We start from the raw sequence: 20,988 nt of genomic DNA, 5'->3' as shown, positions 1-20,988 counted from the left end.
ATTGAAAGCAAATACTGTTCTGAAATACAAGTGTTTCTTTTGCAAAACAATCTGTAAGGAGTATTCATTATACGTGGTTTATACCTATATTGCCGCTTTGTATAACCGGTTTTGAAAAGCCTGCAATTATATTTAATAAAATAGTGCAGTATTCTGGCTGCATGCGCTGCTTAAACAGAAACACCATATGAAGAAAAACAGATTAACCCTCTATATTTTAATAGCGATGTTACTGGGTATTGGCGTTGGTTATCTGGTGCATGAAAATTCATCCCCAACCTTTATTGCTGCTTTTGCGCCAAAAGCCAATTTATTAACCACCATATTTCTGCGATTGGTGCAAATGATTATTGCCCCGCTTGTATTCAGTACACTTGTAGTGGGTATTGCCAAATTGGGTGATTTAAAAACGGTTGGAAGGGTGGGCGGTAAAGCATTGCTTTGGTTTATCTCAGCATCTTTTACCAGTTTATTATTGGGGCTTTTACTGGTTAATATTTTTAAACCCGGTACCGGTATACATTTAACGGCAGCTGATACCGGCGGTGCCAAAGATTTATTGGGTAAAACACAGTCTTTTTCTTTAGATACTTTTGTGAGCCATGTTTTCCCCAAAAGTATTATTGAGGCCATGGCTACCAATGAAATTTTACAAATTGTAATTTTTTCTATTTTCTTTGGTATAGCAACTGCTGCTTTGGGTAATACCGGAAAAATTATTATTAAAGTATTGGATGCGGTAGCGCAGGTAATTTTAAAAATGGTAGGTTATATAATGGGATTTGCACCATTGGGTGTATTTGGTGCTATTGCCGCGGTTATTGCCACCAATGGGTTAGAAGTGTTTAGGTTTTACAGTTTGTATCTCTTGTATTTTATGTTGGGTATTTTTTTGTTGTGGGCATTGTTATTAATAGTAGGGGCTATGATTTTAAAAAACCGATTGCCTGCTTTGGTACGCAGAATTGTTCAACCACTCATTATTGCTTTTAGTACCACCAGCAGCGAGGCAGTTTTTCCCAAATTAACAGAGGAACTCGAACGCTTTGGTTGTAACAATAAAATTGTTGCATTTATTCTGCCCCTGGGCTATTCCTTCAATTTAGACGGAAGTATGATGTACATGACTTTTGCCAGTTTAGCCATTGCACAGGCCTATGGTATTCATTTAGATATTGGCACCCAGCTCACCATGTTAATTGTTTTAATGTTAACCAGTAAAGGTATTGCCGGTGTGCCTCGTGCTTCTTTGGTAGTGGTTACGGCAACTTGTGCAATGTTTAACATTCCACCTGAGGGGATTGCTTTAATATTGCCAATCGATCATTTCTGTGATATGTTTAGAACGGCTACCAATGTGTTGGGAAATGCTTTGGCTACTTCAGTGGTAAGCAAATGGGAGGGGGCAATGGAATTGGAAAATGCAGCTTAAAATACATTCATTTTAATTAAATAGTATGTTGTTATCTTTTGAATGGCATCAGTTATTACAACCACAGTTTTATATTGAGCATGGCGGTCTTTGGGTGCTGCTGTTTATTGTATTTGCTGAAACCGGATTATTTGTCGGATTTTTTTTACCAGGCGATAGTTTATTATTTGTTGCAGGTATTTACAGTAATATGCTAATGGCATCTTTTATCGAATCGAATAGCAGCTTTATTAATTTGGTTTTGTTGATTGTATTGATTTCGCTGGCAGGCATTTTGGGCAATGCGGCTGGTTATTGGTTTGGTAGAAAAGTAGGGCCGGCCATGTATCATTGGAAAGATAATTTTATTTTTAAACAACATTATTTACAACAGGCACACGATTTTTATGAAAAGCATGGCGGCGGTGCCATTATATTTGCCCGATTTATTCCAATTGTAAGAACATTTGCACCTATTGTAGCGGGCATTGTGGCCATGGAGCATAAAAAATTTACCTTCTTTAATATTGTAGGATGCGTAGCCTGGGTAATTGCAATGGTAGCAGGTGGACATTATTTAGACAGGTTTTTTATTGTAAACTATCAGTTTGATATTAAAAAGCATTTAGAAATTATTGTGCTGGCTATTGTTTTGGTAACCACTGCACCAGTATTAATTAAATTGTTTTTGGGTAAACGAAGAAAGCAATAGCTAAAACTGCTGTTCAGGATGTTTTTACAGCTTCTTTTATTCGTTTTGCATCAACCTTTCTCCATTTTATTTATATTCATGCCTTTAAAAATTAGATTGAAACAATCGGTATGAATCAAAAGCAATATGGCATCCTGTCATTACCCGTTATTATAGGCGCATTAGGTTATTTTGTAGATATTTATGATTTGCTCTTATTCAGCATTATACGTGTTCCTTCTTTAAAATCATTGGGTTTAACCGATGCTCAGATTGCAGGCGATGGGTTGTTTATCTTAAACATTCAAATGATTGGGCTGTTGCTGGGCGGCATATTATGGGGTGTTTTGGGCGATAAAAAAGGAAGACTTAAAGTTTTATTTGCTTCCATTATATTATACTCTATTGGAAATATTGCCAACGGGTTTGTACAAACGGTACACCAATATGCATTGGTGCGCTTTATTTCCGGTATTGGTTTGGCCGGTGAATTGGGAGCAGGTATAACATTAGTAAGTGAATTATTGCCTAAAGAAAAAAGAGGGATAGGCACATCAATGGTTGCAGGCATTGGTTTAACCGGTGCTGTATTTGCATTTTTTATTAAAGAAATGTTTGAATGGCGTACCTGTTATTTTATTGGCGGCGGTTTGGGGCTGTTATTATTGTTATTGCGGGTGGGTGTTTTAGAGTCGGGTATGTTTCAATCACTGCAACATAAAAATGTACGCAAGGGCGATTTTTTTATGTTGTTCTTGAAACGAAAATATTTTCTAAAATACATGAAGGCCATTTTAATAGGATTACCCACCTGGTATGTGATTGGTATACTTATTAGCTTTTCAAAAGAGTTTGGAGCGCACATGCAAATTCAGGGTACTGTAGATCCGGGGAAAGCAGTAATGTATGCGTATGTGGCCATTTCAATTGGAGATGTACTGGTAGGCTTTTTAAGCCAGGCATTACAAAGCAGAAAAAAAGCGGTGTTTATTTTTTATGGTATTACGGCCATTTCAATTGTATGGTTTTTTAATCTGCATGGGCAATCGGTAAACATGCTGTATTTGGTAGCTGCTATTTTAGGTTTCGGAACGGGCTTCTGGGCTATTTTTGTAACCATGGCAGCAGAACAGTTTGGTACCAATATTCGTGCAACAGTGGCAACAACGGTACCCAATATGGTAAGAGGTTCATTGGTATTAGTTTCTTTGCTATTTACAGGATTACAATCATATACCGATTATTTAAAAAGTGCCTGGATAACAGGAATTGTTGTAATGCTTATTGCTGTATTGGCTGCCTGGTATACTGAAGAAACTTTTCATAAAGATTTGAATTATGTAGAAGTGGATGAGGTATTGCCATAGCCGGGCAATTTCCTGATAAAGTATATCTTCCGTCAATACAGCATCGTTACAACTGATGGGCGATTGAAAATAGGTGGCCTGTAACATTATTGATTTCTAAAAACTTTGTATGAAGTTGTTGGTGATTCGTTTTTCTTCAATTGGAGATATTGTATTAACCACGCCGGCTATACGTTGTCTGAAGCAACAACTACCCAATGTTGAAATTCATTTTTTGAGTAAACTTCAGTTTAAAGCGGTTACAGAAGCCAATCCATACATCGATCAATTTCATTATTACAATGGCAATTTATCTGCCCTAATCAAAACTTTGAAAGCTGAGCAGTTTGATTATGTAATTGACTTTCATAAAAACTTTCGTTCTTATAAAATTCGTTGGGCTTTGCGTACCAAAGTATTGGCTTATCGAAAACTGAGTGTACAAAAATTTTTACTAACCCGATTTCACATTAACTTAATGCCGGGTAGGCACATATCACTACGTTGTTTAGATGCTTTAGCACCTTTGGGGGTTACTGATGATGGGAGGGGGTTAGATTATTTTATACCATTGCATGCAACACTAAAGCCAGGCGATTTACCGGTATCGCATAGTGCCGGTTATATTGCCATTGTAATTGGAGCATCGTATTTTACCAAGAAGTTGCCTTTGGAAAAACTGCAAGAATTGTGTGCTGCCATCAACTACCCCATTGTATTGGTAGGGGGAAAAGAAGATGCTACGATGGGTGCGGCCATAGCTACTGTTGATGATATTAAAGTTTATAATGCCTGTGGAAAATTTTCTTTACATGAATCTGCCGATATTGTTCGCCATTCCAATCTGGTGATTTCGCATGATACCGGTTTACAATATATTGCCTGTGCATTTCAAAAAAAAGTATTGGCCATTTGGGGTGGTACTTCGCCAGCATTAGATGTGGAACCTTATTACGGAACCGGTTACGTAAATGAAGCATTGCATCATTTGTACCATAACTATGTGGTACCAAATTTAGCTTGTCAGCCCTGTTCAAATTACGGTACTACAACCTGCCCTAAAAAGCATTTTCATTGTATGCAATGGCAGGATGTGGATCAAATAGCAAAGGATGCGTTGGCAATGGTTACAAAAAAATAAGCCCTGCTATTAAAACAGGGCTCATTACGAAGGTATATTGATCATTACAATGTTTTCAGCACATCATTCATGCCTCTAACAGCGGCGGCACTTTTTGCAAATGCTGCTTTTTCATCTTCATTTAATTCAAAATCCAGAATTTTTTCCCAGCCATTTTTTCCAATGATTACGGGTACGCCCATGCAAATATCTTTTTGGTCATATTCGCCATCTAAATAAACACAACTGGTAATTAATTTTTTCTCATCGCGTACAATGCTCTCTACCATAGCTGCACAGGCAGCGCCGGGTGCATACCAGGCCGATGTACCAATTAATTTGGTTAATGTAGCACCGCCCACCATCGTATCATTAATAATTTGTTGTTGCTGTTCGGCAGATAAAAATTTGGTAACAGGTACACTGTTCCAGGTTGCTAAACGAATCAATGGAATCATAGTGGTATCACCGTGTCCGCCCACTACCACTGCATTTAAATCAGCAGGGCTGCAGCCTAAGTGCTGGCTTAACTGATAACGGAAACGGGAGCTGTCTAATGCGCCGCCCATTCCGATTACGCGGTGTTTAGGTAATCCGGTAGCCTGTAATGTTAAATAAGTCATGGTATCCATTGGGTTGGATATGATGATGAAAATTGCATTGGGTGAATATTTTAAGATGTTTTCTGCAACACCTTTTACAATGCCTGCATTTACACCAATCAATTCTTCTCTTGTCATACCGGGTTTACGCGGTAAACCTGAAGTAATTACCACCACATCCGAATGGGCAGTTTTTGAATAATCATTGGTGCTGCCGCTAATGCGGGTATCAAAACCCAGTAAAGCTGCAGTTTGCATCATGTCTTGTGCTTTCCCTTCGGCAATGCCTTCCTTAATGTCTAATAAAACCAGTTCATGGCAAAGTTCTTTTCTGGCAATATTATCGGCACATGTTGCACCAACGGCACCTGCACCTACAACGGTAATTTTCATAAAAACATATTTAATAATTAGTGAATAAATTTATTTCAAAAACCTATTATTATCCAAATGGGATAGCTATTATTTTAAGGTAAGCTTTCAAAATTTTTATTGTAAGGCTTCCATTATTTCCTGAGGTGAAGCGCCCTGTCTGAATTCTTTTACAAACTTACCATGCTTATTATATAAGGCTATAAAAGGGGTAAATTCTACTTTATAAAATGCGGGTATAAAATATTGGGGATCTCTTCCTGCAACCACATTTTTATACTTACTCAGGCCATAATCAAAATAAAATTTTTTAATATCATCAAAAGGGTGGTAGCTAACCCAAACAAAAAATATGTTGGAAAGACTATCCATTTTTTTGTTGAGTTCTTTTGCCTCATATTGGCAATGGCCACAATCGGGGCTGAAGTAAATAATGGCAACCGGAATGTTTTTAGGAAGGGAACGATTGGTAAACCAGGTACTGTCTGTACTTAAAATCTGAAAGGAAGGAATGGTTGGATTTTTTAAATAGGCTGGTAAACTGTCATTATTTGTTTGTGCATTTGTGAGGAAGGGAAGCCAGCAAATAATGGCGCAAGCGATGAATATGTGCTTCATGTTGTATAGTAATTTAACTTGTTTTGAAATGAAACAATTTACAAACCGTAAATGCGGCATAAAGATACGAATACGTTTTTTGATGACGGTTTTAAAACACAAAATTAATTGAGAAAATACCTGCATATTGTTAAAATAGAGGAATTGTTTTGTTGGTGGGAAATTAGGCTATAGCATAAAAAAACCTGTCGAAATCAGCTGATTCGAGCAGGTTCTGAACAACGAAAATACGCTTCTGTTTTTACCCTTTGTGCGTCATGTTTTGTCTGTGAATTTGTCTGTCGGCGCGCTTAACAGGATGTTTTACGCCTTCGGCCTGTAATTGTTTTCTGTCCTGATTCATATCTTTTTTATCAGAGCGAATGTCTTTACCTAAAGCATTTGCTTTTGCTTTATTCCCATTTTCTAAGGCTTCTGCACGTTGCCTTTTGTCTTTTCTAATATCACGCACATCATGACGCATGTCTTTCATGCCTGATTTTACTGCAGGATTTTGAGTAGGAGTGCTGGTGGTAGCTCCGGTTTGTGCCATTGCTGCAATGGTGAAAAATAAACCGCTTGTTAAAAGGAAAACTGTTTTTTTCATGAGTTTCATTTTTTATAGATGGTGTATAATAACAGACCATTAGCGGATGAAGAAGTTTATTTAGCCGGTAAAATAATTTTAAAAAAGAATGTTAAGTATTGAATTGGTGGTAGTAGCTAGGGTATGGGGAAATTGAGTGAACCAATATTTTATGGAACGAATTGAAAGAGGGCGTAAGATATATTCTATTTTTTTTGTGCAGCTTCTATCATGCGCATTTCTTTGGCATCCTGTAAAAATTCAGATGCAAAAATAAAATTATTGAGTAACTGGTCTTTGCTGAAAATGATGTCTTTATTACTGCCTTCCCACTGTTTGCGGCCATTATGGAGATAAATAATATGGTCGCCAATTTCCATTACACTATTCATATCGTGTGTTACCACAATGGTTGTGGTATTAAATTCATGTGTAATATCTTTAATGAGTTTATCAATCAGTAAAGAAGTTTGCGGATCTAATCCTGAGTTGGGTTCATCGCAAAATAAATATTTCGGATTGAGTACGATGGCTCTGGCAATACCTACTCTTTTCTTCATACCACCACTTAATTCAGCCGGAAATTTTTGATTGGATCCGGATAAGTTTACCCTTTCCAGCACTTCATTCACCCGTTTTTGTTTTTCTGTCATGGAAAGTTTACTGAACATATCGAGTGGAAAACGTACATTTTCTTCTACAGTTTTTGAATCGAATAGTGCCGAGCCCTGAAACAGCATGCCAATTTGTTGCCGGAGTATTTTTTTCTCATGTTTGTTCATGGTCAGCATACTTTCACCGCTGTATAAAACATCGCCTGAGTCGGGTGTAAAAAGCCCCACAATACATTTGGTCAAAACCGTTTTACCACTACCACTGGTGCCGATAATGAGGTTACATTTGCCAGCCTCCATGGTAGCACTGATGTCTTCCAAAATGGTTTTATCTCCGAATGTTTTTTTTATGTGGCTAATTTCAATCATATCATATTATGCTAAGCTACAGAACTTCTATTTGGTTCTTCAATAAATCCTGCCAGCTGTCTCTTTTTCTAATTAAATGCGTTTTCCCATTTAATACTAATACTTCGGCGGGCTTAAATCTGCTATTAAAGTTACTGCTCATTTCAAAACCATAAGCGCCGGCATTGTAAAACACTAAAAAATCACCTTCTCTGGTTTCATTTAATAAACGGTTCCATGCAAAAGTATCGGTTTCGCAAATATTACCTACAACTGAATAGTGTATATGTTTACCGTTTGGATTGCTGATATTTTGAATGCGATGATAGGCATCATAAAACATGGGGCGTATTAAATGATTAAAGCCACTGTTTACGCTTACAAATGTAGTAGCAGAAGTGGGTTTCAGTACATTTACCTGTGTAATGAAATATCCTGCTTCACTTACCAGATATTTACCTGGTTCAAACCAAACCTCTAACGGTTTGCCATTTGGGTTGGGGTGCGCCGAAAATGCTCTTTTTACTTCTTTAGCCAGTAGTTCAATATTAGTGCCTTCTTCGTTTTCTTTGTAAGGTACTTTAAAGCCCCCACCCAGGTCAATGTATGTTAAGTGGTTAAATTTTGGAATTAAATCAAACAGCACGGTAATGCCTTGCACAAATACCGAAACATCTTTTATTTCGCTGCCGGTATGTATGTGCAATCCTTTAATGATAAGGTTGTATTGCTGAATAATGTTTAAAATTTCTGCTATTTGGTCAACCGGTATGCCAAACTTGCTTTTATCGTGTCCGGTAGATATTTTTAAATTGCCTCCTGCCAGAATATTGGGGCGTAACCGGATACCAACGGGGTAGGTATTGCCGTATTTTTTGCCAAATTTTTCTAAGTTGGAAATGCTGTCAATATTAATGTGCACACCTTCTTGAGCGGCTGCCTCAATTTCGTCAAAGGCTATACCGTTAGAGGTATATAAAATTCTGTTAGGCGGAATACCTGCATATAGTGCCAATTGCACTTCATTAATTGAACTGCAATCCATATTGCAACCCAAATTGCCAATGTATTTTAAGATACTGATATTGGTTAATGCTTTGCAGGCATAAAAAAAACGGGTATTGGTTTCTTGAAATGCATGGGTTAGTTGTTGGTACTGTGCCTCAATTTTTTCTGCATGATACACATAAACCGGTGTGCCATAATCATGTGCTATGGCTAATAAAGTTTCGTTACTGAGTGGCTGCATGCTGCGAAGATACAGCTTGAAAAAATAGATTGAGGATGATAGAAATGTTTATTCAGGAGAATTTTCCGGTTCAATCAAATCCTCGTTCGCTTCGTTTTCAGAACTGATACTGTCATCCACTAAAAGTTCACCCTGCGCATTTACAACAATGTTGCTGCTGTTATCTTCCTCATTTGATTGGGTGGCACTCATAAAATCTTCCGGTTTAATAACGGTGGCATCAACAGCCTGCTCAGCCAATACTTCTTTTATTTTAGGTAAATCATCAGGTGAGTTTATGCCAAAATAATCCATGAAATTTTTAGAAGTGGTGTATAACAAAGGTTTACCGGGCAATTCTTCATTTCGGCCGCTTATTAATATTAATTCTTTTTCTAATAATTTTTGAACACTGTAATCGCTGTTTACACCGCGAATGGTTTCAATTTCTCCTTTTGTAATAGGTTGTTTATAAGCAATAATGGCTAATGTTTCCAAAGCTGCATTGGAAAGGCGTTTTAAAAATTTATCTCCATTTAGTTGTACAACTGTTTTGTGAAATGCTTTTTTGGTTAGAAATTGCCATCCACCGCCGCTTTCAATTACTTCAAAGGGGTAAAATTCTGATTTGTATTTTTCGGTAATACCTTGAAGCGCCATTTGTATCTGTTCCAGATTAATTCTTTCTTCCATAAAACCAAAAGCATTATTAATCAGCTCTACCATTTCGGAAACTGTCAGTGGTTTTTCGCTGGCAAAAATCAATGCCTCAATATGTGGTATAATAGCACTTAATTCCACTGTTATGTTGCTTAAGGAGTTACTAAAATAGGTTTTTTTGATTAACCTTGTAAAGCGGCTGCTCCACTCACTATTTCTGTAAGTTCGGTTGTAATGGCTGCCTGTCTGGCCCTGTTGTACGAAATACGCAACGATTTTAATAATTCATTGGCATTGTCGCTGGCTTTGTCCATGGCCGTCATTCTGGCGCCATGTTCGCTTGCATTGGCATCCAATACTGCTTTATATAGTTGTGTGTTTAAAATTTTAGGCATCAGCTCAGTAAGCAAAATTTCTTTTTCGGGTTCAAAAATAAAATCTGCTTTTTGTGATCCGGTTTGTTGAATTTTTGGGATGGGTAAAAACTGTTCTGCAACAAAACGTTGTGATGCAGCATTTTTAAATTCGCTGTAAATAATTTCAACCGCATCAAAAGTTTTGTTTTCAAAAGCATACATGGCAGCCTGTGCGGCTTCTTGAACTTTTTCAAAGCTGAGCTGTAAAAAAATATCTTTATAAGTTTCTTCAGTTTTAAAACCCTGCTTTGACAGGCTTTCATAACCTTTTTTACCAATATTCCAAATAGTGATATTGCCTTTTTTTAATTGGGCTGCATATTTTTCGGCAATGGTTTGCTTGGCCAATTTTACTACATTGGAATTATAGGCGCCACAAAGTCCGCGATCGCTGGTAATTACAATCAGTAGCACCTTTTCAACCGGGCGTTCTTCAGCCAATGCAAGTGAGGCACCACCTTCCATATTGCTAACAATATTGCTGAGCATTTCCTGTAATTTTCGGGCATAGGGGCGCATTTGTATAATGGCATCCTGTGCCCTGCGTAATTTGGCAGCACTTACCATTTTCATGGCTTTGGTAATTTGCTGGGTGCTTTGTACACTTTTAATTCTGTTACGTACTTCTTTTAACTGACCGGCCATATTTCAACTTTAAATTGGCTGCAAAAGTAGCAGATTGGTATTAAATTCCCATCCTTCCTTAAAAATCTACTTAAAATTTTGGTTTACAGGTGCCAAACCAATCCTAAACCATTATTGGCAGGCTCTAAACAAAGCTTTGAAAGTCTTTTACCGTTTTGGTGATGTTCTAAGTACTGAATTACATCTAAAACAAATAAAAAGCTGCCCTGAAGTATTATACTGCTGCCAAAACCCTCTGTTTGGTCGTTGTTTTTTCTTAGGCCATGCTCTCTTAAATACAAACCTGTTGTAATGTAAGCTGCATCTAATCCTGTATTCAGCAGTAAAAATTGTTCTGTTTTTTGCTGCTGTAGCCAATTTTGCTGCGGGGTAATTTTTTTTGTGAGCGCTTTTTTGGCCTGTAAAAATCCAATACCTGCTATGGCAGCATTCACGGTGTTCCAATATACATTCATTTTAAAAAAAGTCTGTGTATTTCCTGAAGTACTGGCAGCACTGATACTGCTTTGGATGATATTTAGCCCTGCCCATGCGCCCAAAATACTCATGTTGTTTTTTATCAGCGTTTGGCGATTTATGTAAATACTATCATATTTCTGTTGCAGTGAACTGTCTGTTAAATTGATTTGTGCCTCAATTGTAATGGCAAAAAAGCCACTTGTTACAATTAATAACCAAAACTTTTTGTTCATAATATCCAAATTATTGTGAAATGAATGCAGGAATAGCACTAAAATGATTTCAAACCCAAAATAAATGGTGAATTCGTTAAGTAATTGATAAAGCAGTATTATTGCGCCTGATAAACATTGAGAACCTTCAAATTGTTTACCTTTGATGCCCCTGTTTATGTCATTTTGGCTTAAATGGTTTTGTAGCACTGATTTTGGATAAAAAACTTTTTTTAATACACCACAAGTTATTTTGAGATATGCTGAAATTAATGTCAAAAATTTTAGGTGGAAATAAGAGCGAAAAAGACGTTCAAAAAATTCTTCCTATTGTTCAAAAAATTAATCAGTTTTATGAACAATATAAAACGCTCAGCAATGATGCTTTGCGCAACAAAACTGTTGAATTTAAAGCAAAAATAAAAGCCCATCTTACTGAAATTGATGATGAAATTGCCCTCTTGCAACAAGAGGCAGATGCGTTGCCACCTACCGAAATTCATGAGAAAGATAAATTATACCATCAGCTCGATAAATTAAAAAAAGAGCGGGATAAACATATTGAAACTGTACTGAATGAAATTTTACCTGAAGCTTTTGCCGTGGTGAAAGAAACAGCACGCAGGTTTAAAGAGAACGAAACACTTGTAGCTACAGCTTCTGATTTGGATCGGGAATTGAGTGTGAAAAAAGATTATATCACTATTCGCAACAATGAAGTAGTATTTAACAATAACTGGATGGCTGCGGGTGGTAAAGTGGTTTGGAATATGCTGCATTATGATGTGCAATTGATTGGTGGTGTGGTATTACATCAGGGAAAAATTGCGGAAATGGCTACCGGTGAAGGTAAAACATTGGTTTCTTCTTTGCCTGCTTACCTGAATGCCCTGGCCGGCGAAGGGGTGCATATTGTAACAGTGAATGATTATCTGGCTCGACGTGACTCTGAATGGAATGGACCCATTTTTGAATTTTTGGGCCTGAAAGTAGATTGTATTGATAAACACGATCCCAATACAGAAAACAGGCGCAATGCTTATCTGGCTGATATTGTATACGGAACCAATAATGAATTTGGTTTTGATTACCTGCGCGATAACATGGTTCACTCTCCCGATGAAATGGTACAACGGAAATTCCATTATGCCATAATAGATGAAGTAGATAGTGTATTGATTGATGATGCCAGAACTCCTTTAATTATTTCGGGCCCCATTGGTAAACAAGACAATATTGAACAATTTTTTGAACTGAAACCCCGAATTGAAAAATTGGTAGAAGCACAGAAAAAAGCGGTGAACCAGTTTTTAATTGAGGCCAAGAAAAAAATTGCAGAAGGCAATGACGATCCGAAAGATGGCGGATTATTGCTGTACCGCGCTTTTAGAGGATTGCCTAAAAATAATGCACTCATCAAATATTTAAGTGAACCGGGCATGCGCATGAAACTGCAAAAAGCAGAAAATTATTACATGGCCGATCAGTCGCGGGAAATGCACATTGTAGATGCGGAACTCTATTTTTATATTGATGAAAAAAATAATTCGGTTGAGTTAACTGATAAAGGGATTAACCTGATTACCAAATCGGGCGAAGACCCACACTTTTTTATATTGCCTGATATTAGTGTAGCACTCGGTGAAATTGAGCAGAACAATACACTCAGTGCCGAAGAAAAAATACACAAAAAAGAAGTCCTGATTAATGAATATGCGCAAAAAGCAGATCGTATTCATACCGTACAACAATTATTGAAAGCCTATACCTTATTTGAAAAAGATGATGAATATGTTGTTTTAGACGGGCAGGTAAAAATTGTAGATGAACAAACCGGACGTATTTTGGATGGCAGGCGTTATTCAGATGGTTTGCACCAAGCTATTGAAGCAAAAGAAAATGTGAAGATAGAAGCTACTACACAAACCTATGCTACCGTTACCCTGCAAAATTATTTTAGAATGTACCATAAATTAGCCGGTATGACGGGTACTGCACAAACAGAAGCCGCCGAGTTATGGGATATTTATAAATTAGATGTAGTGGCCATACCCACCAATGTGCCTGTAATAAGAAAAGATAGCAACGATTTGGTATTTAAAACCAAAAGAGAAAAATTTGGTGCAGTAATTGAAGAAATTTTGAATCTGCAAAAAAATGGCCGCCCGGTTCTGGTAGGTACTACCTCAGTAGAAGTAAGTGAGCTACTCAGCAGGATGTTACGGCAAAAACAAATTGCCCATAATGTATTAAATGCCAAACAACATGCCCGTGAAGCACAAATTATTGCTGAAGCCGGTATGGCAGGCGCTATAACCATTGCTACCAATATGGCCGGTCGTGGTACCGATATCAAATTAGGACCCGGTGTAAAAGAAGCAGGTGGTTTGGCCATTCTGGGTACCGAACGTCATGAATCCAGAAGGGTTGATTTACAGCTTCGTGGCCGTGCCGGTCGCCAGGGCGATCCTGGTTCTTCCGTTTTCTTCGTTTCGTTGGAAGACGATTTAATGCGCATGTTTGGCAGTGATAGAATTGCCAAAGTAATGGATTTTGCAGGTTATAAAGAAGGTGAGGTGATTCAGCATAGCATGATTACCAAATCTATTGAACGTGCACAGAAAAAAGTAGAAGAAAACAATTTCGGCATTCGAAAGCGGTTGTTAGAGTATGATGATGTAATGAATAAACAACGTACCGTTATTTATACCAAACGCAGCCATGCTTTGTTTGGAGAACGTTTGGCACTCGATTTAGACAATGCTTTTTACAGTGTAGCCGCAGAAATTATTAACGGATTTAAAGTAGAAGATGATTTTGAAGGATTGCGATTAGCCTGTATTGTACACTTTGGAACCGATACCAATATTACACCGGAAGAACTGAATAAATTATCAGAACAACAGTTAACCGAAAAATTATACAATCAGGCCATTACCAATTACCAAAGCAAGAAAGTAGAACTGGCCACACAAACATTACCGGTATTTAAAAATATTCGTCAACAACAAGGCGCCCATATCGAAAATGTAATTGTACCTTTTGGTGATGGCAGAAAACAATTACAGGTATTGGCCAATATGCAAAAAACACTCGATACCAACGGTATCGAATTGGTGAATGCACTTGAGCGATCTGTTACATTGGCGTTTATTGATGATGCCTGGAAAGAACATCTAAGAGCCATGGACGACTTAAAACAAAGTGTTCAAACCGCAGCCTATGAGCAGAAAGATCCATTAGTAATTTATAAAATGGAAGCCTTTAATTTGTTCAAACAAATGGATAGTGAAGTGAATAAAGAAATTGTTCAATTCCTTTGCCATGCTACCATTCCTTTGCAGGAAGGTGAAACCGTTCGGGAGGGCCGTCAGCGTAAAACTGATTTAAGTAATATGCGCACCCAAAAAGAATCATTGAATGGTGCCGTTAGAGAAGATGATTATTACGATCCCACTCCAGTAAAACAAGAGCCGGTTAAAGTCGGTCCGAAAATTGGTCGTAATGATCCCTGTCCATGCGGAAGCGGCAAAAAATATAAAAACTGCCACGGAAAAGAAGCGTAAACATATATTTTACCGGAAAGGGGTTATCAGCATATTCCTGCTTTTAACCCCTTTTTTATTTACTTTTGAAATAATTAAACTTGCTATATGCCTGCTGTAACAGCATTTTTACCCGATTTTAGAAATACGCCTCAAATAGATCATGTTGGCGTAGAAGAAAGAGCCGCCCGATTTACCAAACGCAGTATTAAAGCCGAAACCAAAGTAAACGGTTTAAAACTGGCCTTGAATATGATTGATTTAACAACCTTAGAAGGAAAAGATACCGACGGAAAAGTAAAACAATTATGCTATAAAGCCATGCACCTGTATGATGCTTATCCCGGCCTACTAACGGTAGCGGCTATATGTGTGTATCCTTCCATGGTTGCTGTTGCTAAAAAAGCATTAGAAGGTTCCGGCATAAAAGTAGCTTCGGTAGCAACAGTTTTTCCAAGTGGCCAGTCATCGCGTGATGTGAAAATTAGAGATACCAAATTTGCCGTGCAACAAGGTGCTGATGAAATTGACATGGTAATTAGCAGAGGAAAATTTCTGCAGGGTGAGTACAATTTTGTGTTTGATGAAATTGCTGCAGTAAAAGAAGCCTGTGGTACTGCCCGATTAAAAGTTATTCTGGAAACCGGTGAATTGGTTACTTACGATAATGTACGCCGTGCCAGCGAAATAGCAATGTATGCCGGTGCCGATTTTATTAAAACCTCAACGGGCAAAATTCAACCTGCAGCTACCATGCCGGTTACCTTAGTAATGTTAGAAGCCATTCGCGATTTTTATTATAGAACCGGAAAAAAAATTGCCATGAAACCTGCAGGGGGTATCTCTAAAGCCAAAGCCGCATTGCATTATTTGGTAATGGTGCAGGAAACATTGGGCAACGATTGGTTGAATAATGAATGGTTTCGTTTTGGTGCAAGCAGCCTTGCTAATGATGTATTGATGCAATTAGAGAAAGAGCGTACCGGTGTGTATCAGGCAGCCAACTATTTCTCAATCGATTAGTGTGAATTGTTTATTTGAATATTTTATTAATCAATTTTTATGGCCAAAATAGCTAAAAATAATACACCTTCCCTCAACTTTAAAACGAACTATGCACCGGCACCCGAAAGTGTGAGTGCTGCTTCATTGAAAGAACAATACCAACTTTTTATAAACGGAAAATTCGAAAAACCACTCAGTAAAAAATATTTTGATACCATTAATCCGGCTACGGAACAAAAAATTGCATCTGTTGCCGAAGCGGGTATTGCCGATGTTGATAAAGCCGTGAAAGCCGCAAGAGCCGCATATAAAGATGTTTGGGTTAAAATGCCAGCTAAAGAACGTGCTAAATATATTTTCCGTATTGCAAGGATGATTCAGGAAAGAGCCAGAGAATTTGCCATTATTGAAAGTTTAGATGGAGGTAAACCCATCCGCGAATCACGAGATATTGATATACCCCTCGCTGCCAATCATTTCTTTTATTATGCGGGATGGGCCGATAAATTAGCTTATGTCTTTTCTAACAGAAACCCGGTACCGTTAGGTGTGGCCGGACAAATCATTCCATGGAATTTTCCTTTACTGATGGCGGCATGGAAAATTGCTCCTGCATTAGCCTGTGGTAATACCGTAGTGTTAAAACCTGCTGAAACAACACCTTTAACTGCATTAAAATTGGCCGAACTGATTCAGGACTGTGATTTGCCACCCGGTGTAGTTAATATTATTACCGGTGCAGGTGCTACCGGTGCTGCCCTGGTCAATCACCCCGATATTGATAAAATTGCGTTTACAGGCTCAACAGAAGTGGGTAAAACTATTCAGCGTGCAACTGCCGCCACGCATAAAAAATTAACCTTAGAGCTGGGCGGCAAAGCTGCCAATATTATTTTTGAAGATGCACCCATTGATCAGGCGGTGGAAGGCATTATCAATGGTATTTATTTTAATCAGGGGCATGTTTGTTGTGCGGGTTCCCGTTTGTTTGTACAGGAATCAGTTTACAAAGAAGTGTTACAAAAATTAAAAGACAGGATTGCTACCTTAATAGTGGGCAATCCCTTAGATAAAAATACCGATATAGGTGCCATTAATTCAAAACAACAATTACAAACCATTCAAAAATACATTGCTATCGGGAAAAAAGAAGGTGCAGAAATGTTTGAAAGCAGTTGCGATTTGCCCGGTAAAGGCTATTTCTGTAGGCCAACTTTATTTACCAACGTTGCACAAAGCAGCCGCATTGCACAGGAAGAAATTTTTGGCCCGGTATTGGCCATTCAAACCTTTAGAACCGATGATGAAGTAATTGAAAAAGCCAATAATACACCCTATGGTTTAAGTGCAGGGGTATGGACGAACAAAGGCTCTCGTATTTTTAACATCACCACCCGTTTGCGAGCAGGCGTAGTTTGGGCCAATACCTATAATAAATTCGATCCCGTTTCGCCCTTTGGCGGCTACAAAGAAAGCGGTTTTGGCAGAGAAGGAGGGTTGCATGGTTTAAGCGCTTATCTTAAATAGCGGTATAGAATTGATGTAGTAAAACCTGATTGGAATGGTTACAAATTATTTGTAGATGGTTTTTTGTAAAATATACCTCTAAAACCATTTTTTGAATTTTTAATTTTGAAGTATGACAGAAAGAATTGATGTACTGAAAACATATAAGCTCTATATAGGAGGCCAGTTTCCCAGAACCGAATCAGGCAGGTATTATGCTATTAAAGATGCCAAAGGGAAATTACTTGCCAATATGTGCCAGTCTTCCAGAAAAGATTTTCGTGATGCGGTAGTAGCAGCTCGTGGTGCTTTAAGCGGTTGGTCGGGCAAATCGGCCTTCAATCGTTCGCAAATACTGTACCGTATGGCTGAAATGTTGGAAAGCAGAAAAAATCAGTTGGTAGATGAATTATTGCTACAAGGAAGTAAAACAATGGATGCCGTTACTGAAGTGAGCACAGCTATTGATCGGTTGGTGTATTATGCCGGCTGGTGCGATAAGTATCAGCAGGTGTTTAGTGCTGTTAATCCCGTTGCATCGCCACACTTTAATTTCTCTGTGCCGGAGCCTACCGGTGTAGTAGCAATTGTAGCCCCACAACAATCAGCTTTCATTGGATTGGTATCTGTAATAGCACCGGTTATTGCAGGCGGCAATACCTGTGTGGTATTGGCATCAGAAAGTTTACCCATTTCTGCAATCAGTTTAGCAGAAATCATTCATTCATCAGATGTGCCGGGGGGGGTTGTTAACATTTTAACCGGAAAATCCAACGAATTATTGAAGTACTTTGCAGAACATATGGATGTAAATGCCATTGTATTCAATCAATTATCAAAAGCAGAGGTGCAGTTGGTGAAAGAAAAAGCATCCTTGAATGTAAAAAGGGTAATTGAATACAATATTAAAAATTGGCTGGATGATACCGCCGGACAGTCGCCTTACTTTATATTGGATACACAGGAAATAAAAACCATCTGGCATCCTATTGAAACGGTTGCTGCCGGCAAATCCGGTTACTAAATATTTTTTTATGCAGCGAATTTTGGTGCTTTTTGTATGCTTATTGGTTGGAAAAACAATTATTGCCAATACACCTGATACGATTATTGTACACAAAGATGTACGAATAGATACGCTGGTAACCAAACAAGCTGCCATGAATAAACGAATGCTTTTAAAGTCATCGGGCGGTTTAGTCAAAGGCTATCGCATTCAGGTAATTACTACCAGCAGTAGGGATGAAGCATTTAAAATTAAATCTGAATTGCTGGCTAAATTTCCTGATCAAAAATCGTATATTTTATTTCAAAGTCCTTATTTCAAAGTAAAAATTGGTAACTTCCTGAAACGAGAAGATGCGGAATTATTACGAACGCAATTAAACAATACATTTCCCTTTAGCGTGTATGTGGTAGATGATATGGTGGAATATGCCGCTACCGGTATGCCTAATTAAAAGGCAATTGATTAGTTTAAAATATGAATATGCTTTTAACAAGAATACAACAGCGGGCTAAATTATATGCAGATGAGTTTGTTGCAGTTCGCCATTGGTTACATGCCCATCCTGAATTAAGTTATCAGGAATTTGAAACCTCCCGGTTCATACAATCTAAATTAAATGAATGGGGTATTGCTTTTGAAGTAAAAGCAGGAACCGGTGTGGTGGGAATGATTGAGGGAAAAGAGCCACATAGCCGAATCATTGCCCTGCGTGCCGATATGGATGCTTTGCCAATAGCAGAAGAAAATGAAGTGCCTTATCGTTCAACCAACGAAGGCGTTATGCATGCCTGCGGACATGATGTACATACTACCTGTTTGTTGGGAGCAGTAAAAATTTTGAACGAATTAAAAACCGAATGGTCGGGTACCGTTAAATTTATTTTTCAACCCGGTGAAGAAAGAAATCCAGGTGGCGCCAGCCTTTTAATTAAGGAAGGCGTATTGGAACATCCCAAACCACAGGGAATTATTGGTTTACATGTTCACCCCGGTTTACAGGTGGGTAAATTAAGTTTCAGAAAAGGGCGTGTAATGGCCAGTGCCGATGAAATATATATTACCATTAAAAGCAAAGGAGGCCATGCCGCAGCACCGCATTTAACGGTAGATACCATACTGGTGGCATCGCATATCATTATTGCTTTGCAGCAGGTTATTTCCAGAAACAATAACCCATTATCGCCTTCTGTTTTATCTATCTGTGCCATACAGGGTGGGCATACTACCAACGTAATTCCCAATGAGGTAAAATTAATGGGCACTTTCAGAGCCATGGATGAACAATGGCGTTTTAAAGCCCATACACTTATTGAGAAAATAGTAATAGGCGTGGCCGAAAGTATGGGGGCTGAGGTGCAGTTACATATTGATGTTGGCTATCCTACGGTGGATAACGATGCACAATTGACGGATACTGCCTGGAAACTGGCCGATGCATACATGGGCAGCGAAAATGTGGAAGAAACAGAAATTAGAATGGGTGCAGAAGATTTTGGATATTATACTCAGGTAGTTCCGGGTTGCTTTTTCAGACTGGGTGTAATGAATACGGAAAAGGGAATTACATCGGGTGTACATACCCCTACATTTAATATTGATGAAGCTGCTATTAAAACCGGAATGGGAATGATGGCCTGGCTGGGGGCCATTGCTACTATTGAATAAGTATACACCACTTACATGCCCATTGAAAAGTATTGATAAATATAAAAATATAAGCACATCACAAAATAAATCCGCAAATTTACTATACTTTTCAACAAAAAAATCAGGTGGTTTCACTGAATTTTTGTAATATGGAAAAACATACCTTGCAGTATGAAATGATGTAATATTCTAAATTACTGCTGAGTATGACTGCCATTGTGATTGCGGAAGATAATCTTACTTTTTTAGATAAAATAACTACCTGGGTATTACGGGAACCGGGGATGGAGCTATTGTATTTTGCCCGTAATGGTATGGCTTTGCTGCAAGATATTATCTCTAAAAAACCTTTGCCCGATGTTATTTTAATGGATATTGAAATGCCATTGATTGATGGCATTGAGGCCACCAGTTTTATTAAGGATCAGTATCCGCAAATCCGCATCATCGGCCTTACATCGCACAGTACAGAGGGAATGGCCATACACGCACTTACTGCCGGTATGGATGGTTTTGCCGGAAAAGCCCTTTCTGAGTATATTTTACCGGAAGCTATTGAAACCGTTTTAAAAGGGAAATTATTTATAGACAACAGATTAGATTTTAATACCGACTATATTTTAGAAACCGTTAAAAAACGAAAAGAACTGATTGCCAACTATCACAATGCATTGCCAACGCTAACACCTAAAGAAATGGCATTTATCATTTTAGCAGCTACTTCTTTAAAATATAAACAGGTTGCTGAGATTATGAATCTCAGCGAAAAATCAATTCATGGTTATTTTGAAGCAGTTTCCAATAAGTTAAAATTATCCAGTCGTCAGCATTTAACCCTGTTTGCCCATCAGCATGGACTAACGCATATGGCCGATTATACCAGTAGTTATTAGGGTTGAATACCAATCATTTTAATTTCTGTATTTTAGTTGTACTTTGCAAGCCTGCTTTTGTAACAGAAGCAGATGC

19 protein-coding genes are annotated in these 20,988 nt (G+C 38.1%); 11 read left to right on the top strand and 8 right to left on the bottom strand.

The window, feature by feature from the left end:
• Positions 1–187: 187 nt before the first annotated feature.
• From JK139_RS06705 to JK139_RS06690, 4 genes are all read left to right on the top strand, one after another.
• Positions 188–1,432 (top strand): dicarboxylate/amino acid:cation symporter, encoded by a 1,245-nt coding sequence (locus JK139_RS06705; protein ID WP_218330893.1) that lies wholly within the window; start codon positions 188–190, stop codon positions 1,430–1,432.
• Positions 1,433–1,457: 25 nt separating this feature from the next.
• Positions 1,458–2,123: a DedA family protein gene (locus tag JK139_RS06700; protein WP_218330892.1), complete on the top strand. Its 666-nt coding sequence runs from the start codon at positions 1,458–1,460 to the stop codon at positions 2,121–2,123.
• 110 nt (positions 2,124–2,233) lie between these two features.
• Positions 2,234–3,469, top strand: coding sequence for an MFS transporter (locus JK139_RS06695; RefSeq protein ID WP_068243242.1), 1,236 nt, complete (start codon positions 2,234–2,236; stop codon positions 3,467–3,469).
• A gap of 109 nt (positions 3,470–3,578) precedes the next feature.
• Entirely contained in the window at positions 3,579–4,589 is a 1,011-nt protein-coding gene (locus JK139_RS06690) for a glycosyltransferase family 9 protein (RefSeq protein WP_218330891.1), read from the top strand.
• 44 nt (positions 4,590–4,633) lie between these two features.
• Here the strand turns inward: JK139_RS06690 and mdh are convergent, their stop codons facing one another.
• The 8 genes from mdh to JK139_RS06650 all read right to left on the bottom strand — a co-directional run bounded on the left by mdh (position 4,634) and on the right by JK139_RS06650 (position 11,328).
• Positions 4,634–5,563, bottom strand: a complete 930-nt coding sequence (mdh, locus tag JK139_RS06685; RefSeq protein WP_218330890.1) for a malate dehydrogenase — start codon at positions 5,561–5,563, stop codon at positions 4,634–4,636.
• A gap of 96 nt (positions 5,564–5,659) precedes the next feature.
• Positions 5,660–6,160 carry a TlpA family protein disulfide reductase gene (locus JK139_RS06680; RefSeq protein WP_218330889.1) on the bottom strand — a complete coding sequence of 167 codons (501 nt, stop codon included), beginning with the start codon at positions 6,158–6,160 and terminating at the stop codon, positions 5,660–5,662.
• Positions 6,161–6,401: 241 nt separating this feature from the next.
• The gene (locus tag JK139_RS06675; protein WP_143439134.1) at positions 6,402–6,746 is read right to left on the bottom strand and encodes a hypothetical protein; all 345 of its coding nucleotides are present in this window, start codon (positions 6,744–6,746) and stop codon (positions 6,402–6,404) included.
• Between the two features lie 185 nt (positions 6,747–6,931).
• Positions 6,932–7,708, bottom strand: a complete 777-nt coding sequence (locus tag JK139_RS06670; RefSeq protein WP_074418557.1) for an ABC transporter ATP-binding protein — start codon at positions 7,706–7,708, stop codon at positions 6,932–6,934.
• A gap of 16 nt (positions 7,709–7,724) precedes the next feature.
• The gene (gene lysA, locus JK139_RS06665) at positions 7,725–8,936 is read right to left on the bottom strand and encodes a diaminopimelate decarboxylase (RefSeq protein WP_074418556.1); all 1,212 of its coding nucleotides are present in this window, start codon (positions 8,934–8,936) and stop codon (positions 7,725–7,727) included.
• Between the two features lie 48 nt (positions 8,937–8,984).
• Positions 8,985–9,716 carry an SMC-Scp complex subunit ScpB gene (gene scpB, locus JK139_RS06660; RefSeq protein WP_081298673.1) on the bottom strand — a complete coding sequence of 244 codons (732 nt, stop codon included), beginning with the start codon at positions 9,714–9,716 and terminating at the stop codon, positions 8,985–8,987.
• Positions 9,717–9,757: 41 nt separating this feature from the next.
• The gene (gene atpG / locus JK139_RS06655; RefSeq protein ID WP_074418555.1) at positions 9,758–10,636 is read right to left on the bottom strand and encodes an ATP synthase F1 subunit gamma; all 879 of its coding nucleotides are present in this window, start codon (positions 10,634–10,636) and stop codon (positions 9,758–9,760) included.
• Positions 10,637–10,719: 83 nt separating this feature from the next.
• The gene (locus JK139_RS06650) at positions 10,720–11,328 is read right to left on the bottom strand and encodes a DUF6992 family protein (RefSeq protein ID WP_141676827.1); all 609 of its coding nucleotides are present in this window, start codon (positions 11,326–11,328) and stop codon (positions 10,720–10,722) included.
• Positions 11,329–11,579: 251 nt separating this feature from the next.
• On the opposite strand from JK139_RS06650, the gene secA reads away from it, so the two are divergent.
• The 7 genes from secA (at position 11,580) to JK139_RS06615 (ending at position 20,912) form a co-directional block, all read left to right on the top strand.
• Positions 11,580–14,873, top strand: a complete 3,294-nt coding sequence (gene secA / locus JK139_RS06645) for a preprotein translocase subunit SecA (RefSeq protein WP_288071879.1) — start codon at positions 11,580–11,582, stop codon at positions 14,871–14,873.
• 87 nt (positions 14,874–14,960) lie between these two features.
• Positions 14,961–15,875 carry a deoxyribose-phosphate aldolase gene (deoC, locus tag JK139_RS06640; protein ID WP_218330887.1) on the top strand — a complete coding sequence of 305 codons (915 nt, stop codon included), beginning with the start codon at positions 14,961–14,963 and terminating at the stop codon, positions 15,873–15,875.
• A gap of 39 nt (positions 15,876–15,914) precedes the next feature.
• Entirely contained in the window at positions 15,915–17,384 is a 1,470-nt protein-coding gene (locus JK139_RS06635) for an aldehyde dehydrogenase family protein (RefSeq protein WP_218330886.1), read from the top strand.
• A 112-nt stretch (positions 17,385–17,496) separates the two neighbouring features.
• Positions 17,497–18,387 carry an aldehyde dehydrogenase family protein gene (locus JK139_RS06630; protein ID WP_218330885.1) on the top strand — a complete coding sequence of 297 codons (891 nt, stop codon included), beginning with the start codon at positions 17,497–17,499 and terminating at the stop codon, positions 18,385–18,387.
• A 10-nt stretch (positions 18,388–18,397) separates the two neighbouring features.
• Positions 18,398–18,823: an SPOR domain-containing protein gene (locus tag JK139_RS06625; protein ID WP_074420722.1), complete on the top strand. Its 426-nt coding sequence runs from the start codon at positions 18,398–18,400 to the stop codon at positions 18,821–18,823.
• Positions 18,824–18,852: 29 nt separating this feature from the next.
• Entirely contained in the window at positions 18,853–20,037 is a 1,185-nt protein-coding gene (locus JK139_RS06620) for a M20 metallopeptidase family protein (RefSeq protein WP_317196295.1), read from the top strand.
• 188 nt (positions 20,038–20,225) lie between these two features.
• Entirely contained in the window at positions 20,226–20,912 is a 687-nt protein-coding gene (locus JK139_RS06615) for a response regulator transcription factor (RefSeq protein WP_074420721.1), read from the top strand.
• Positions 20,913–20,988 lie beyond the last annotated feature (76 nt).

The organism is Hydrotalea lipotrueae (assembly GCF_019249625.1).
Taxonomy (GTDB): domain Bacteria; phylum Bacteroidota; class Bacteroidia; order Chitinophagales; family Chitinophagaceae; genus Hydrotalea; species Hydrotalea flava.
The sequence above is the reverse complement of the archived record's forward strand: the minus strand, read 5'-3'. Positions and strand labels throughout refer to the sequence as shown.